Below are 15549 nucleotides of genomic sequence, written 5' to 3'. Positions count from 1 at the left end.
CCTGTGGTGCCATTCGAGGCGTTGATTTTGCTGCCTTTTCCCTTCCGAGCGGCACGCGCGCCGACCGACGCCACCGCGTGAAGCCACGGAAAAGCCTCGGCTTTTCGGCGAAACGGGGTTCGCCTTATATCTTGCCCTCGCCCTCGTCTGTCCCTGCCGTTTTCTCCCTCCCCAGCTATAATGCTGCCTCGGACGGATGATGGGGATACGACATGGATCATTGCGGTCGGCCCGCGCGGGCGCGGGGGACGAACAACGTGTCCGCCCCCCTGACGGGCGACGATGGGGCGGCGGTTTCCTCGTCTGCTGCGATCTGCCCAGATGGCGATGCGGTTGCATCGAGCGTGCCGCCCGACTGCACGCCAACCGCATCTGATGCGACGCTCGCCGTGCGCACGAACAGCGCGGCGCGACGCCAAGCGAACGGATCATGCGGAGCGGTGACCGCCACCTCCGCTACACCCGCCGTCCCGACGCTCGGCGCGAGCTGGGCGAGGTAGCCGACCGTCTCGGGCGGCAGCGGACGGCCGCGCGACACGAAGTCGTCGTAGCGGCCCGGTCCCGCATTGTAGGCCGCCAGCATCGCGCTCGCATTACCGTAGCGGTCGTGCATCTCGCGCAGATAAGCCGCGCCCGCCATGATGTTGTCGCGCACGTCGAACGGATCGGGGCCGAGGCCGTAGCGGGCGCGAAGACCGGCCCAGGTCGCAGGCATGATCTGCATCAAGCCCATCGCCCCGGCTGGCGAGACCGCGCGCGAAACGCCACGGCTCTCGACACGCATCACCGCCCAAATCCAGGCCTCGGGGATGCTGAACCGCCGTGCAGCATCGGCAACATGACCGGCATATGGATGGACGGCCGATGATCGTGCGGCCGGCCTATCCTGCGCCAAAGCCCCAACAGGCGTAGCGCCACCGGACAGCAGCACGACGACGAGCGCCACCGCTGGTCCGACTCCGCTCCACCGCCAGCCTGCCAGCGTGCTCGCTGCGGTAAAGGGTGCGCGCGAAGCGCCGGCCATTGGCCGCCCTTGACCTTCGCTGCGCGCCCCGGCCGGCCTGCGACCGAGCGGGACGAAGGGATGAGACGGCTTTCCCGCGAACAAAGGGATGAATGGGAAGCGCACGGGCTCAATCCTGCTCGCGCGACTTCGCCTGGCGGTTCCAGCGCAACGACCAGGCCGACTTGTCGCCCGTGTTCTGGAACAGCGCGGCGCGGATCGGCTGCGCGAACGCGGGATCGTCGATGCGCAGCGAGACGTAATCCCCGGCGCGTTCGCCGGTCTCGTTCCAGCCGGCGCCGATCTCCGGGCCTTCGCCGCCGTCGCCGCGGTGGACGCGCCAGTCCGGCGCCTTGTCGGCGTCGCTCTGCTCGGCCGGAACGATCGAGATACGGATGTCGAGCGTCGCCGTCTCGATGATGCCTTCGTAGCCGTTGGGGGTGCGGAAGAAGCTGCCGATCTGCATGATGATCTCCTTTGGGTTGGCAGGCGGTGAAGCGGGTCAGCGCCAGACGAGCGGCGCGGTCGGGGAGTCGCGGGTGAGGATCGGGACGGCGCGGCCGAGCACGGTCGAGGCCGGCAGCGGCCCGAAATAGCGACCGTCCATGCTGTCGGCGTGGTCCGGGTTGAGCATCAGCAACTCGCCGGCGCGCAGCGTGCGGCAACCTTGCCAGACCGGCAGCGGCCGGCCCCGGCCGTCACGCGGCCGGGCGACGACGACGGGCCGTTCATCGATGCTCACCACTGCGTTGATGCGGCACACGATCTGCCCCGGCCGCGCCGCGACATGCTTCAACAGCGGCACGCGCTCACCGAGATAGCCGCGCTCCGCCAGCCAGCGCGCCAGCGCCGGTGGCGGCGTCACGGCGACCAACGCACCGTTCGGCGGATCGGGAAGCGGCTCGATCCGATAAAGTCCGATCGGCGCGCTCGCGCTGGCGTTCCAGACGACGCGCGGGAGCGGATCGAACACCGCCACGGCGAGGAACGACGCGCCGAACAGCGACGCGGCGGAGGTCGTCGCAATGGCCCATCCACGGCGGGTCATCGCTCGATCTCCCGGCGTTTGAGCCACGCGCGATGGCGCTCCATCGTATAGGGGCGCGGCGGTTGTCCGGCTGCGATGCGGTTGTGGACGTGCCGCCAATGATCCGGCGCGGCGTCGCACGGATCGACGCCGGCCGCCTCGATCGCGTCGATCGCGGCGAGCACTTGGCTAACCTTGGGCCATCCCTCGATCTTGAGCAGGATGTCGCCGCCCGGCCGGACGAACGGCAGCGTCGTGAAAGACTCCCCGGCGCCGACCGCGCGCACGATGTCGATGCGCGAGTTAACTGTGCCGTAGTCGTTCGCCGCCCAGCGGACGAACGCGAAGATCGCGCCGGGGCGGAAGCGAACGATGCGGCGGCGGCGGTCAACGATCTCGTCCAAGGCGACGCGGCCGAACCTGATCCAGTGCTCAATCCGCTTCTCGATCCACGTCAGCTCGACGCGGGTCATGCCGTCTTCGGACGGCTGGCGGTGCCGCATGGGTGACGGTGGGACGGTCATCGCCGGCTCCGGGCGATGGCCGAATCCGCCCGCGGCATGAGGTCGTTCTGGCCCGGATCGGAGGTCGAATGCTTGATACCGATGTCTGCCCAGGCGCGCAGGTCATCAGCCGAATAGACGACCCGCCCGCCGATGCGGCGGTAGGCTGGGCCGGTCCCGAAATAGCGGTGCTTCTCAAGGGTCCGGCCGGAGAGGCCGAGAAACCGCGCGGCTTCCGGCGTTCGTAGGAAGCGGGGCGGCAGGTTGGTGGGCGTATCGGACAAGTGACGGCTCCTGCGGGCGGTGGCGGCAGGAGGCGTAAATGACAGGCTAGAAGCGGCCGGGTGGGGTATGAAGATGTGAGGCTGCACGGATGCGACCACCCCTGCGGGGCGTCGCCGAAACGGTTGATTCAGCGGATACGGAGCAGTTTGCGGTAGTCGCCGTTCATCATGGCGATGCCGTCGCGCACAAGGCGCACGACGAAAGAGCGCGACGCCGACATTTTCCAGTCACTCGCCGATAGTCGGGTGGCGTCGTCGCGCCCCAGCGCCGTCGCAATCTGGCGATAAGTTGCGCCCTCATCGCGCAGGTCGAGCGCGCGGAGCATCAGGTCGAGCCGCGCCAGCCGATAGGCGGTTAGCGGCCAGCCGCGCGGTAGCGGCCCGGCCGCCCGGCCGAGCAGGCGACGGTGGAAACGCAGCAGGCTGGCGAGGCGGGTGATGAAATCCTTGTCGAGCGGAATGACGGCAGCGAGCGGGCGGCCAGGCTGCGAATCACGCAACCACAGCCGATGCTCGCCGGCCGCATCGGCGACGACAACATGCCGTCCATCGATCCCGGCTAGGTCGGCGAGCAGCGCGCCGAGTGCGCGCGGATCGACCGGAGCGGCGGTCTCGAATCCATCCGGCGCGGCGTCGAGAATGACCGTGACGGCGGTCAGTTCCGGGCGCCAAACGACCGGGTCTGAAAGGTCATCCGGCGCAGTGGCGAAAGGATAACCCCCAGCGCCGCGCGAACGCCGTCTCGGCGGCGTTCTTGACGACGGCGCCGTCGGCGATGCGTTGCTGCATCTGCGCATGTTCGGCGCGATAGGTGTGGTTTCGCCGCAAAAACTCGGCGGCTATATCGGCGCGACCGAGCGCGTCGGACAGATTGCCGCCACGTCGCTCGCGCCGGCGCTGGGGCGTCGGCATGGCATCCTCCCAACCGCACTGAGGGCGGATTGCGGGGGATGAACATCTCCGGCTCGACCAACGCACGATAGCGCCAAGGTTGCGCTCAACCATGCCGCGCGCGCTGCGACGGAAGCAATGAATTGATACCAAAATGGATTAAAACTTAATGCCTTAGCGGGCGCTCGCAGCCGAGTAGATGCGCGTAACCCACGTCCGTCATCCACCGCGCGCGAGCAAGGTGGCTATCGTGCATCGCCTTGGCTCGTTGCGGCTCGGCGGCTGCGTCCACACCGAGGATCGCGGCCGCCGCCTCGCGCCAGTCCGCTCCTCCTTCGTCCGCATCGAGCAGCCGCAAATAGACAGTGAGATGGCTTTCGTCATAGGCCGTGAGCTGCGATACCTCCGGCGCGCGATCGGCGAATTGGTTGGTGCTCATGGCGTCCCCCGTCATGTTGCCCGTTAACCAGTTTACCTCAAATTGCAGAACCGGATACGCGTAAGCCCTGCATCGTTGACCGCACTTTTCGCAACGACGAACGGCGCGCTCCAACCGATACAACTGATATGGGATAAACCGGATGAGATGTATCGTCCAGCGTCGCGCGCATGGACATGCGCCGCCTGGTAGGACTGAACTTCGCCAAGCTGAGAAAGGATAAGGGCTTTACCCAGGAGCGCTTTGCCGAGACGTCTGGCTTTACGCAGCAATATGTCAGCGATTTGGAGCGCGGCCGGCGCAATCCAACCGTCGTCACCTTGTTTCACTTGGCCTCTGCGCTTGGTGTCACGCCCGCCGATCTTGTCGCCGAACCCGATCCGTCCGAGACTGACTAGCTTCGCAGAACTTGAGCGCGAGCCGGGCGGCAGCCCGGCGAGCGCGCTTGCGGTCGCGCGGACCTTCGGGACGCGCGGCCGCCGCCGATCCGCCGCAGCGAATCGGCGCGAAAATGGCAAAGCCGCAGGGCCGGAAACTCCGGCCCTGCGGTAGTTATGGGTCAGGCCGCTTTGAGGCGCTGCATCCCTTCGGCCAGCGTCCAGAGCGCGCGGTTGAGCGTCACATTCTGGTCGATGCCGTTGATCGCGCGGGTCTGCGCGTGGCGGATACGGCCCTCGGCGTTGCGCTTGCGGCCCTGCAATCCGCCTCGAACGACATTCTCCTGAATGACGTTGAACGTGGTCCACAGGCTGCGGTCCATGTCATCACGGCGGCGCGGCTCGATGATCTGTTCGGGCCGAACAGGGCTTTCGTCGTCGCCATAGCGCGCAACAAGGCTAACTTCGCCAAGCAAGCGCTGCTCATCCGGCGAAAGCTGGATCGCCTTCATCGACTCGCTGGCGTCGATCAGCCGGGGGAAGTCCTCGGCGACGGTGAATACGCCCTCGATGATGTCGTGCTCGATATTGCCTTTGTGCGGCACACGGACTTCCTCAAACCGCTCACCTGCGATCATGCTGTTGGTGCAGACGAAGCGCAGCATCCCGGCAAACATCTGATAGGCGCTGGTCCCGTCATGGCTATTCACGATGATGACTTCGGCGGCCTCCGGCTTGCCGATGCCGTCGTCCCGGCGCAGGCGCAGCATATGCTTGGCGTGGCCGTGGCGGCTGCCGTCGCGCGGAACCGACTGGACCGCGAAGAACGGGAACCATCCTTCCCGGCGCAGCCCCTCCACGATGTCGATGGTCGGGACATAGACGTAGCGATCCGACCGGCTGTCGTGCGCCTCACGGGCGAAGATTGACGGGACGTGGCGATACAGCGCCTCGTTGTCGAGCGGCTCTCGACCGCTAATCTGGTGGGCGTTGCGGCCGAACCGGGTGGCAAGCTGGTAGTGCATTTTAGCCTCCTTGGGCTTGGGTTTCCGCGCAGCGGAGCGCCGCGCTGAAACCCTGCCCGTCGGCGAGACCGGGGGTGCAACCGGAGTGGGCGGCTTCGCGGGGAACCGGCTGCACGGAACGCGCAGCGTGGAGGAAGCTGGGCGGAAGCCGCTCCGAAGGGCGCTGGGGGCAGCGCCCCAAGCACCTCTGACAACATGCCGGGCCGGCTGGCCCGTCCGCTTTTGATAACCGGCGTAACAAACGCACGAAGGCGCCCCGCTCCAATGAAGCGGGGCGCCGTGTCGGGGTCAGCGGGACCAGATCAGCGCGTATTCGCCGGCGGTCTCGGTCTCGGACAGAGTGGCGTAGATCGGGGCCGGGAAGGTGGGATCGTCCAGCTTGACCGAGACGTAGTCGCGGTTTTCGCGGCTGGTCTTCTTCCATCCCGCGCCGCACTCGACGGAGCCGACCGCGAGGCGGTAGTCGGGGGCCTTCTCGCTTTCCTTGTCGATCGGCCGGAGGGTAGCCTTGGCGTTGAGGGTGAGCGTCTTGATGGTTCCGGTGAAGGAGCCATTGCCTGCCTGGGTGAAGGTGCCGATGGTCGCCATGTCAAAGTTCCTTTCGCTCTCGGGCCGCGACCGCCGCGGCCTCGATGGCGATCGGTGAAGCGGGGATGATCGGACGCGCACCGCTTGCGGCCGGAGCACAGCGGAGGATGGCGACACGCGGCTTTTTTGCTTCGCGATGCAAAGCCGGAGGCGGCGGAAAAAAGCCGCGCGGCGGCGTTGCGCCAGGTCGAGCAAGGCGAAGCCGGCCCCGGTTAGATCAAGCCAATCGAAAGGCCGCGCGGTCATGCCGAAGCCGAAACTAGACGCCTTGGCGCACCTCGCGACCTGACAGGCGGAAAATGGCTGCTGTGCTGAACCGCGCGATCAGCAAACGACCGACAACGAAGGCGATCATGGGATGACAGGAGCAACCGACGCCCTGCAACCTCGACAGACATACGTCGAATGCGACCCGGGATTTGCAGCCGCCGAACGCCAATATCGTCGTCGCGACGCGACCCCGCCTCCTGGGCCTGACAAGGTCAATCGGCGAGATGGTCGCCAAGACGCTGCTCGTCAATCCGCTACCCGCGTTGCGCCTCCCTTGGGACGGTCGTGCGTTTGCCAAACGAAAGCGGCCGCGCCCCAACGGGCGCGGCCGCGATTTTTCGCCGGTCGAAGGGGAAGGCCGGGACCGCTCGCGCGGCCCCGGCCAGATGCCGCTATTCGGCGGCGACGGCAAAGGACGCTTCGCCGTCCTCCGCTTCGGTATCGGGAGCCTCCGCTTCGGACGGCTGCTCCACGCTTCCCACGTCCTCGACGGGCGCGGGCTGCTCCGGCTCGGGTGTCCGCAGCACGGCGGGAAGCCAGCCGGTCCCTGCCAGAAGCTGCTCGGCGGTCTGCACCATGTCCGGCTTCTTCATGTCGGCGATGCGGCCTGCGGCTTCCTCCGACACGCCTTCGGCAACGGCCTCGACGATATGCGCCTTGGTGACGCGGCCAAGGTAGCTGTCCACGGTAGGCGTCCAGTCCTTCGCCACGTCCAGCGCCAGCGCGGTCGCCAGCCTGTCCGCCGTTTGCAGCGAACGGGGCTTGCGGTCCCACGGCAGGCGCAGCGCATTGACGGTGCGAGACGCGCAATGCGCCAGCAGCGCCAGCCGCTTCCCATCGTCCAGCCCGACGATGAAGCCCCACAGGTCCGCCACATCGCGCGGCATCCGCTCGGCCCACGCCTCGTGTTGCTCGCTCGCGCGCGCCGCCAAGGGGGTGTCCTCGATCCCGTCCGCGTGGCTGCCAAGCGGCGTCACGGTCGGACGAACCTCAAGGCAACCGGCCTCGGCATAGCTGTAGAACAACTGCGCCGTAAGCGTGTGGGTCATGGCGATCAGCGCCATGTCGGGCCGCTTGCCAAGGGCGACACGCAAGGCCAGCGTCCGGTGGGCGGACAGGTCGCGGGTGAGGCTGTCGGAAATCGGCTTGCCCGGTTCCTCGTCCTCTTCCTCGATCTCCTGCACGTCCTCATCGCCGTCCTCGGCCTGCTCGTCCTCCACGGCCTCCGGGTCGATGGCTTCGCCTTCGCCCTCATCCTCGGGCTGAGGATCGGCCAGCGCCTCATCCTCGGCCCGGACGAAACCGCGCTCGATCCTAACCGTGCCGTCATGGTGAAGGACGACGAACGCGCCGCCATGCGCGATCACGCTGGCGCCGTAGGCGAACCGCTTTGCCGAAATTGTGTCGATCTCGTCGGAAATCGCTTCCAGCTTCTCGGCCACGTTCTCGGGCATCTCGTCATAGGACGAATAGCCTTCGGCAAGCTCGTCATGCTCGGTGGACAGCGCCTCCAGCCGCGCCTCGTCCTCGTCGGACAGTGCGATGGTCTGCGGATAGAAGCGCCGCATCCCGTGGGCGTGGGGATAGTCGATATGCGCCTCGGTCCATTTCCAGCCCTCGGCCTGAACCTCGCCCGCGATCTCGCGCAGCTTCTCGGCGGCGAGCATGTCGAGCAAGCCCGCATCCTCGAAGAAACCACCCCGGTCCTCGCTGAACAGGTCGCGGATGATATTGCCACCCGCCTCGATATAGGCGTCGGCCCCGACGAACACCGCGCGCCGGTCGGCGGCGGGCACGTTGGCGGCGGTCATATCGCGCCGGATGATCCACGGCTCGCGATTATGATGCAGTCCCTCGAACACCTGCTCCTGCCGGGCGTGGTCCTCGGTGATGGCGAAGGCCATAAGCTGGTCCAGCGTAAGGCCATCCTCACGATAGACCTGCAACAGCTTCGGGCTGACAGCGCCCAAGCGAAGCCGCTGCTTCACCACAGCGGCCGACACGCCGAACCGTGCGCCGATCTCTTGCGCCCCCCAACCCTTGTTGTTGGAAAGCTCCGCGAACCGCTCGAACTGGTCAGCGGGGTGCATCGGCGTCCGGGTCACGTTCTCGTCCAGACTGATTTCGGACGGGTCATTGGCCGTATCCAGCCAGCAGCGCACGGGTTCCGACTTCTTGATCTGCTTGCGCTTGGCGCGCAGCAGCATCGCCAGCCTGCGGCCTTCGCCAGCGGTAACGAGGTAATAGCCGGTCTGCGTCCCGTCCTCCCTGACCTCCGGCTCGATGACAAGGTTCTGGATCAGCCCCTTGTGCTGGATCGAAGCGGCCAGCGCCTCGACGGCGGCTTCCCCATGTGGCACCTTGCGGGCATTGCGCGGGGACTTCTTGAGCTTGGCGAGCGGCACGAAAATCTCGACGCCCGACACAGGCTCGGCGGCTACGGTTTGGGTAACAGCGTTCATCACACTTCTCCTTCAAACCGCACTCACCCCGGAATGGGGTGGGCGGCGAAGGAGCGGACCGGCAGGCCCGCCGGCGGAGCCGGGCAGCACCCGAAGGGCCGGAACGCAGAGAAGGTAAGCGCGCCCCGCGCGCGTTGCGGCCCGGCGCGGCGGGCCTAAAGGGAAGCGTCGCCCACCCCACCGACGGGGAGACCACAACAACGCGATCGGGCCGGCGCAGCCCTGGCCCGATCTCCGCAGCCTAGGAAGACACAAATCCGCCGAGGCGGATTTACGGTTCGGCGTGGACACGCCGCCCGCGGGGCGTTGCGGGGTGCCCCCGCTCGAAGGGGTCTGGCGAGACCCGCGTGGGCTCGTCAGCAGGGGAAGGCGTTCCCCTTTTCAGTCCTCGCTATCCTCGTGATAAGCGACGACATGATTGACAAGCCGCTCGACCAAATCGGAGTCGCCGACCTCGAAGCCTTAGTGACCTACGGTCGGTCTGAAGGGCGCAGCCTTGACTTCAAGCTGACCTTTCCCGGCGCGGGCGAGAAGGCCGTGAAGGACTTCCTCGCCGACGTGACCGCCTTCGCCAATACGGACGGCGGGGATATGGTCATCGGGGTGCGGGAAGATGGCAATGGCGTCGCCGCCGAAATCGTCGGTATCTCCGCCGCCACGTTGGATACCGATCTGCTGCGTATCGAGGACCAACTGCGAAACTGCGTCGATCCTCGTGTTCCGCAGTTCCGGGTGCAGACAATCACACTGGCGAGCGGAGCGGTCGTCCTCGTGATGCGCGTGGGCGCCAGCACCGTCGCGCCGCACCGCGTCACCTACAGCAAGAGCAGCCGCTTCTATGGCCGGAACAGTCGGGGGAATTACGAGATGAGCACCGGCGAGCTGCGCCAGGCGTTCGCGGCCTCGGACGAGATGCCGCGCAAGATCCGGGATCTTCATCACCGGGCCGTCGAGGCGACAACCGGGAAGGACATGCCGTGCCGCCTGGCCGAAGCGCCGGCCGCGGTTCTGACCGTCGCGCCCCTGTCGGTTCTGCGCGAGGCGCGCGACATCCGCGTAACGCGCGAGACGGCGGTTCTGCCGCCGCGCGTCAGCGGCGGGATAGACATGGTGGTCGGTCTGGACGGCCTGATCGTCCACTCGCCGATCGACCAGGACAGCCAGGCGGTGCGCACATGGTCGGTCAATCACCGGCGCGGCTATGTCGATTTCGCCTGGGCGATCGGACGGACCAAGGACGGTCAGAAGATAATCTGGCGGAAGTATTTCGATGAGCAGGTGATCGGAGCGGCGCGCAGCGCGGTCGCGCGCCTGAGAAGTTTCGGCATCGAGGGGCCGTGGGTCGCGATGGCGACGTTGACCGGCATACGAGAATACCGCGTCATCACCGGCGACGATTATTTCACGGATGCGGCGTGGCAAGACCCGGCCTATCTGGGCGAGGTGGTCGATGACGCGCTCGGGCCGGAGAGCTTGCAGCCGTTCATTGACGGATTCTGGCGCTTGTTCGGGATCGACGAGGCACCCCACTCCTAACGAGCCTAGCTTTGCTCAGCGAGCAGGCTTTTCAGATTCCGCATGATCGTGGCGGACATATCTGCTGGCGTCAGTCCGTGCAGACGCGCCAAGCCTTCCACAGCGACCCAGACATCGCTCGGCATGGCAGGACGGGCGTCCGTCTGGGTGAACGGCCCATCTGTTTCCGTTAGAACGCGATCCAAGGGCAGCGCCTTGGTTATCGCCGCGCGCTTTTCATTAGCGAGCATCTCTGCGTTCACCGAAAAATAGCAGCCGAGATCGACCGCTCTCTTGGCCTCTGCTGCGGTGCCGGTGAACCAATGGAGCACCACGCGCCCGCGCGGGGGCGGCATGTATTGCTCGATCATATCGAGCACGGCTTTGGTCGCGCGGACGCTATGCGTCGTGACGATCTTGTTTCCCGCCGCCGCGCAGAGCGACAGCACCCGAGCGAAAATTTCCTTCTGCGTCTCGAACGACTTGTAGAAGCGTGGGCCAGCGTCCAGCCCGACCTCGCCGACATAGCGGGTTCGCGGCAGCAATTCCTCCCATAGTCCGATTTCATGAGCGCGGTCGGCAACCAGTTGAGGATGCAGGCCGAGAGCCGCTCGGACATGACGGGTGGCAGACGCCAGTTCGTGGTTGCGCGGCCAAGCCTTGGGCGTGGTGGTCACGGTGAGGGTGAACACGCCATCGCGCTCGCAACGCTCCACCGCGGCCGCGTGGTCGGGGTAGAGATCGAGGTGGCAATGAAAATCGACGAGACCCGATCGCATGGGGTCTCTTACGATGGTGCGGCGCGAACGCCAGTCAGCAAGCGTCCAACCTCCTCCAATCCGCGGCGATAGACATCGGCGAGGTCATCGTGCCGGGAAGGATAGTCATAAAGCGGCCCCGGCTTGTAGATGAGGGCCTTGGCGAGTTCCGGTCGCTTCGACAGCCGTGCGATCGCGATCTGAAAAGATCGGATCTGCTGACCTTCGGCCTGCCTGGTATCCAATGTGGCGGCCTTCAGATCGGGCACCCCGTAAAGTGTCGAATCCTTGCCTCGCAGAGAGGCCCGTCGAATGAGACACGGCAGGCAGTATCCGCAGTGTCCCTGCGGCTTCTTGGTCCAGCGCCCCTTCGTCGGTGATGAACATGATAGCGACAGAGGGGCGAGCTGCTTCAACAAGGCCGGATTGGCGCACTCGGCGACCATTTCCCCCTTGGTCTTGTGCCAGTAGGGATTCTCGACCTCGCCTCCGACACCGAGCGCGCCGAGCAATTCGTTCCACCGAGCTATGTAGAAAGGATGCGTCGTTCGGGTGCTGAGCGCACCGAGTCGGAGCCGATCGAGCGGCACGTTGAGCGCGATTAAACCGTTCTCGGGAACCTTGAGCACGAAGGCGCGGCCAAGCGCGGTGCCGGCGGCGACACCCAGCGAGAAGAACAGGAAGGATCGGCCGCGCGTGGTGTCCTCCGACCCAACATCCTCGACCAGCCCGGTGTCAAAGCTCATCCACACCCGCAACCGATCGAAGGCGGACGCTTTATAGGCGGCTTTCAAACCGTCGAAGCACTGCTCCTGCGACTTGCTCACCAGCCCTTCCCCGGCATGGCTGACCAGAAGCGGCGTCTCGCCGGCATTCAGGCTGTCGATCGCGCCGATCAAACTGTCCAAACCGCCAGAGAACAGACTCACGCCATCGAACGGGTTGGGGATGAGGGTGGGCGTGGCAGGAGAAACCAGCTTCGCGTAACCCTTCGTCCGCTTGCGGAATCCGACATCCCATTTGTCGCCGGTCAGGAAGTTCAGGGCGCGGATCAGGATGGGCGCGGCTGCTGTCCATCGAACGGGATCGCTCACGGGAACGACCAGCCGAAGCTCGCGCGTCCAAGCATCCTGCGATTCGGTCGAGCGGGAGATGCGTGTGTCCGCGGCATGAACGTGGGCCGCGACCACGAGCATGTCCGCGCCGATCTCGCTCGGTGTCAGGTGCAATGCCTTGAGATCGGCTAAGGCTCGGCCGATCCCATGATCGAGACGCTTGCCCGCCACCAACTGTAAGGTCGATGCGACTTCGTCGCGCGCCTTGGGGATGCGGGTCTTATCGTCCGCGCCAAAACGGCCAATGATGACATGCCGCCTCATTTCGCTGCCTCCCCATCGCCCATTGTCTGCAACACGTCGAAGGCGGATTGATAGACGTTGGTCACGAAGCCCATCACCGCGTCAGGAGTCAGCGACTGTATGTTGACGCCCGCAGCGTTGATCGCGTCGCTGACACCGCGCTGGATGAAATCACGCAGTTGCGACTGAACCCTCTCGGCCGCGCGTGGGTCGGCAGGTAAGGTTACGACCTTGGTGCCGATGTCGTTGCAGATGCGCGCCTCGATCGCGTGCGTCGCGTATACTTCGAAAACGGTCTGGATTTGACCGGGTGTCAGCGCGTCGATGTCGGTAATGCCCGCACCGGCGAGATCCGCGATGGTCTCGACGAAGGCGTCCCGCGCGATGCCCTCGTCGATCGACCCGCCTTCGGGGCAGATGTAATCTGCGAGTCCCGCGAACACTTCCTCGATCGGACGCCCGGCGAGGCTTTCGAGGTTGAGCGTTCGCAACGCTTCGCGAACGCCATTCGCGCTGGCGTCGTTGAGGAACCTGACCAGTCCGGCGCCCGCGCCCCGCGATGAGCCCATGCGCTGCGCGGCCTGGCGTGAGCCGCCCGCCGATTTGGACACATATTGCGAGACCGCGCGGCCGAGGCTCCTGCGGTCGCTTCCGCCCGAACTTGCGAAGCGCGTGAAATTGTTCCGGGCCGATGTGAACCGATCCGATGCCCCGGCCGGCGCGGCCGGCCGCGGCGCTGGTGCTGGAGGAACTGCTGGAGGCGATCCATCAGGTGACGGGGGTTGTGCCCCGTCACCATCACCCGAGCCCGCACCGGCCCCGCCGTCACCGTCGCCCTGCAACCAACTCGGGATCAGCGGCGTGCCGCCACCTGCACCCCCATAAGCGTTCGACGTTCCCATCAGCGCCCGCCTTTTCGAGTGCGAAGCGCGGCGCTGGCCGTCGTCTTCAGGAAGGAAGATTGGGACGTGGACCATCCCTGGAGTAGCTTCTCGAAGCGCGCCACGGCGTCGGAATCCTTGATGATTCCCTCCCAACCTGACGCGGGCCACGGCCCGCACCGATCGGCTGGCACGGCTTCAAGCAGGTCGAGAAGATTGGCTTGCAATGTGGGATGGGCGCGAACCAGCACGGCGAGCCCATCAATGCCGGGCGGCGTCGTCTCGAAGGCGTCGCCACCCATGACGCGTCCGCGCAGTTCCTCGAAGACCTGCGCGGCCTCGGCCGGAACGAGCTGCTTGAGGTCGCCTTCGAACGCCTGGACAGCGAGTTTTGGGCCGAGCAGCTTCTCAACCACAGCGGCGAGACGGCCGAGGACGGAGGCCGCGCCGAAATAGTCCTTTCGATCCTTGGTCACGAACAGATAGGGGCGCAGATCGACTTCGGCCAACGCCGGCGACAGCCGCGCCCAGGCCCGTATCGCGTCGGCCGCCTTCCATTCCGTCAGGATGGCGCTGTCCTTGGAGTCCGGCACGGCGATCGGCTTGGTGTCATCCGTGGAACTGATCTTCGGCCCGGCCCGCTTCGCTTTGGGGGCTGGCTTCTCCTCCGACGCGACGGCTTCAAGCGCCGCCAAATCTACGCAGCGTCCGTCCGGATCACGGGCGGCGGCGCTGGCGATCTGGTCGAACAATCTGGAGAGGAACCGTTCGGCCAGCATGAGCTTCGCCAGGACGGGCAGCTTCACCTCATCTCCGAAACCGCGGGCGAGCGCGGTCTGATGGCGCAGCAGCAGGGTGTTCAGGAAGCGCTTGATCTGCCGCGGATTGCCCTGAGTGCCGCTGGCCAGGATCGGACCGATCTGGTCGCTCAAGGTGAGCGCGTTCTGGACCTGGCCGGCTTTGTCGCCCAAGGCGGTCTTGACCGTCTGCGCGTCGAGCCCGGCCGTCTTCCAGGGCCGTTTGAGCAATTCTCCCGCGACGGTGATGAGCGCGGAGTACGCGGGATCGTCCTCGCCCAGCTCGGCGCCGATGAGCAACAGGGTGACGTAGATGCGAGTTTCGGTCTCGCCCAAGGCCGGAATCCGGAACGGAATCTGGATCAGCTTTTCGAGATAGTTGCGCGCATAGTCGCGGGGTCCGGTCGTGTCCGGCAGCTCGGGGAAATGTTTGCGCACCGAATATTCGATCATCGCCTCGTCGGCCGCGACGATGAACGCGGTGCGGGCGGTGAAGACGAACAGCCGGACGGCTTCGAGCGTTTCGATCGCCGTGTCCGGCAGGCAGCGGTCGAGATCGTCGATGAGGACGATCAGTTGCTGGATGCCCGCCTGCTTGAGCAGATCGTCAAAAGCTTTCCGGAACGCCTCGATCTCCTCCGGCACATTCTTCGACTCTCCGGGTTTCAGCAGCCCCTGCACGCCGTCGATGGCTTTGTCGTAATTCTCCTGCGTGGCGAGTTTCGAGGGATCGGCGAAGATACCCTTCAAGGTGCCGACCACCGCGCCGACCTGATCGGCCGTGGGGATGCCGGTGAACGCGGTGAAAGCGAGACCGCCCCCGTGCCGCGCGATCTTGAGCCAGTCGATCCGCCGGAAGATGTCTTTCGCGGCCATACCGGCCTGGGTGAGCAATGGGCGCTTTTCGATAAGCCCGGTGACGATGCCCTCGATCAACGCGATCTTGGCGTCTTCGAATCCCTGAAAGCGCCAGCCGTTGAATTTGATGCAGAGCACGTCCTCATCAGAACTGAGGCCGTTCTCGATCATTTCGAGGATGCTGGACTTTCCCGCACCCCAGTCACCATGAACGCCGATCGTCACGGCGCGCTCGGGCTTTTCGCGCAGCAGCTCGATGATGGTCTTGGCGATCGCCTCATTGTTGAGGAGATCAACCTTTGTCTCATTGTCAGTGAGAATCATCCCGCCCCCGTTTTCTTCCCGCGACTCGCAGCGGTTGTAATAATGCAGCCCCGCACGCAACACTGCCGGAAGAAATGAGGCTTCGCCATATGTTCTGCCGGACATTGGGCAAGTCCAACGAGAAGCAACCACGCAACTTCCTTTGCTATCGGACTGATTCAGCGGAATGGTCTGCCCAGACGGACGTGA

Annotated in this window: 18 protein-coding genes; 3 read left to right on the top strand and 15 right to left on the bottom strand. The window is 65.6% G+C overall.

Translation table 11 applies throughout. The annotated features are described in order from the left end of the window. Positions 1 to 217 precede the first annotated feature (217 nt). From NUH86_RS05450 to NUH86_RS24815, 7 genes are all read right to left on the bottom strand, one after another. A complete protein-coding gene (locus NUH86_RS05450; RefSeq protein ID WP_416365341.1) occupies positions 218 to 1129 on the bottom strand; it encodes a lytic transglycosylase domain-containing protein in 912 nt (303 codons plus the stop codon). 4 nt (positions 1130 to 1133) lie between these two features. Then, positions 1134 to 1469 (bottom strand): DUF736 domain-containing protein, encoded by a 336-nt coding sequence (locus NUH86_RS05445; protein WP_267251479.1) that lies wholly within the window; start codon positions 1467 to 1469, stop codon positions 1134 to 1136. A 36-nt stretch (positions 1470 to 1505) separates the two neighbouring features. Continuing rightward, positions 1506 to 2051 (bottom strand): S26 family signal peptidase, encoded by a 546-nt coding sequence (locus NUH86_RS05440; protein WP_267251478.1) that lies wholly within the window; start codon positions 2049 to 2051, stop codon positions 1506 to 1508. After that, positions 2048 to 2554, bottom strand: a complete 507-nt coding sequence (locus tag NUH86_RS05435; protein ID WP_267251477.1) for a DUF2840 domain-containing protein — start codon at positions 2552 to 2554, stop codon at positions 2048 to 2050. The genes NUH86_RS05440 and NUH86_RS05435 overlap by 4 nt, the downstream gene beginning before the upstream one ends. Further along, positions 2551 to 2817, bottom strand: coding sequence for a helix-turn-helix transcriptional regulator (locus tag NUH86_RS05430; protein ID WP_267251476.1), 267 nt, complete (start codon positions 2815 to 2817; stop codon positions 2551 to 2553). Before NUH86_RS05430 ends, NUH86_RS05435 begins: the two co-directional genes overlap by 4 nt. A 128-nt stretch (positions 2818 to 2945) precedes the next feature. Further along, positions 2946 to 3458, bottom strand: coding sequence for a DUF2285 domain-containing protein (locus NUH86_RS05425; RefSeq protein WP_416365360.1), 513 nt, complete (start codon positions 3456 to 3458; stop codon positions 2946 to 2948). A gap of 49 nt (positions 3459 to 3507) precedes the next feature. Then, positions 3508 to 3645, bottom strand: a complete 138-nt coding sequence (locus tag NUH86_RS24815) for a transcriptional regulator domain-containing protein (protein WP_416365359.1) — start codon at positions 3643 to 3645, stop codon at positions 3508 to 3510. On the opposite strand from NUH86_RS24815, the gene NUH86_RS24810 reads away from it, so the two are divergent. After that, positions 3598 to 3771 (top strand): hypothetical protein, encoded by a 174-nt coding sequence (locus tag NUH86_RS24810; protein ID WP_416365375.1) that lies wholly within the window; start codon positions 3598 to 3600, stop codon positions 3769 to 3771. The genes NUH86_RS24815 and NUH86_RS24810 overlap by 48 nt on opposite strands. Before the next feature lie 103 nt (positions 3772 to 3874). Here NUH86_RS24810 and NUH86_RS05415 read toward each other — a convergent pair whose 3' ends face one another. After that, a complete protein-coding gene (locus tag NUH86_RS05415) occupies positions 3875 to 4147 on the bottom strand; it encodes a DNA -binding domain-containing protein (RefSeq protein ID WP_267251472.1) in 273 nt (90 codons plus the stop codon). 170 nt (positions 4148 to 4317) lie between these two features. On the opposite strand from NUH86_RS05415, the gene NUH86_RS05410 reads away from it, so the two are divergent. Then, on the top strand, positions 4318 to 4545 hold the full coding sequence (locus NUH86_RS05410; protein ID WP_267251471.1) for a helix-turn-helix domain-containing protein: 228 nt from the start codon (positions 4318 to 4320) through the stop codon (positions 4543 to 4545). Positions 4546 to 4706: 161 nt separating this feature from the next. Here the strand turns inward: NUH86_RS05410 and NUH86_RS05405 are convergent, their stop codons facing one another. The 3 genes from NUH86_RS05405 to NUH86_RS05395 all read right to left on the bottom strand — a co-directional run bounded on the left by NUH86_RS05405 (position 4707) and on the right by NUH86_RS05395 (position 8869). Then, on the bottom strand, positions 4707 to 5549 hold the full coding sequence (locus NUH86_RS05405) for a DUF932 domain-containing protein (protein ID WP_267251470.1): 843 nt from the start codon (positions 5547 to 5549) through the stop codon (positions 4707 to 4709). 288 nt (positions 5550 to 5837) lie between these two features. Next, on the bottom strand, positions 5838 to 6137 hold the full coding sequence (locus NUH86_RS05400; protein WP_267251469.1) for a DUF736 domain-containing protein: 300 nt from the start codon (positions 6135 to 6137) through the stop codon (positions 5838 to 5840). Between the two features lie 662 nt (positions 6138 to 6799). Then, complete coding sequence (locus NUH86_RS05395) at positions 6800 to 8869, bottom strand: ParB/RepB/Spo0J family partition protein (protein ID WP_267251468.1); 2070 nt, start codon at positions 8867 to 8869, stop codon at positions 6800 to 6802. Between the two features lie 414 nt (positions 8870 to 9283). Between NUH86_RS05395 and NUH86_RS05390 the strand changes: the two genes are divergently transcribed. Further along, a complete protein-coding gene (locus tag NUH86_RS05390) occupies positions 9284 to 10405 on the top strand; it encodes a helix-turn-helix domain-containing protein (protein WP_267251467.1) in 1122 nt (373 codons plus the stop codon). 5 nt (positions 10406 to 10410) lie between these two features. On the opposite strand, the gene qatD is transcribed toward NUH86_RS05390, so the two are convergent. From qatD to qatA, 4 genes are read right to left on the bottom strand one after another with little or no spacing between them, the layout of a single operon-like run. Then, positions 10411 to 11163: a Qat anti-phage system TatD family nuclease QatD gene (gene qatD, locus NUH86_RS05385; RefSeq protein ID WP_267251466.1), complete on the bottom strand. Its 753-nt coding sequence runs from the start codon at positions 11161 to 11163 to the stop codon at positions 10411 to 10413. Positions 11164 to 11171: 8 nt separating this feature from the next. Beyond that, positions 11172 to 12521, bottom strand: a complete 1350-nt coding sequence (qatC, locus tag NUH86_RS05380) for a Qat anti-phage system QueC-like protein QatC (RefSeq protein ID WP_267251465.1) — start codon at positions 12519 to 12521, stop codon at positions 11172 to 11174. Further along, a complete protein-coding gene (gene qatB, locus NUH86_RS24715) occupies positions 12518 to 13402 on the bottom strand; it encodes a Qat anti-phage system associated protein QatB (protein WP_323749004.1) in 885 nt (294 codons plus the stop codon). Before qatB ends, qatC begins: the two co-directional genes overlap by 4 nt. Then, positions 13402 to 15360, bottom strand: coding sequence for a Qat anti-phage system ATPase QatA (qatA, locus tag NUH86_RS05370; RefSeq protein WP_267251463.1), 1959 nt, complete (start codon positions 15358 to 15360; stop codon positions 13402 to 13404). Before qatA ends, qatB begins: the two co-directional genes overlap by 1 nt. Positions 15361 to 15549: the final 189 nt, after the last annotated feature.

The organism is Sphingobium sp. JS3065, from assembly GCF_026427355.1.
Classification (GTDB): Bacteria; Pseudomonadota; Alphaproteobacteria; order Sphingomonadales; family Sphingomonadaceae; genus Sphingobium.
This window is presented reverse-complemented; position numbering and strand designations above follow the sequence as displayed.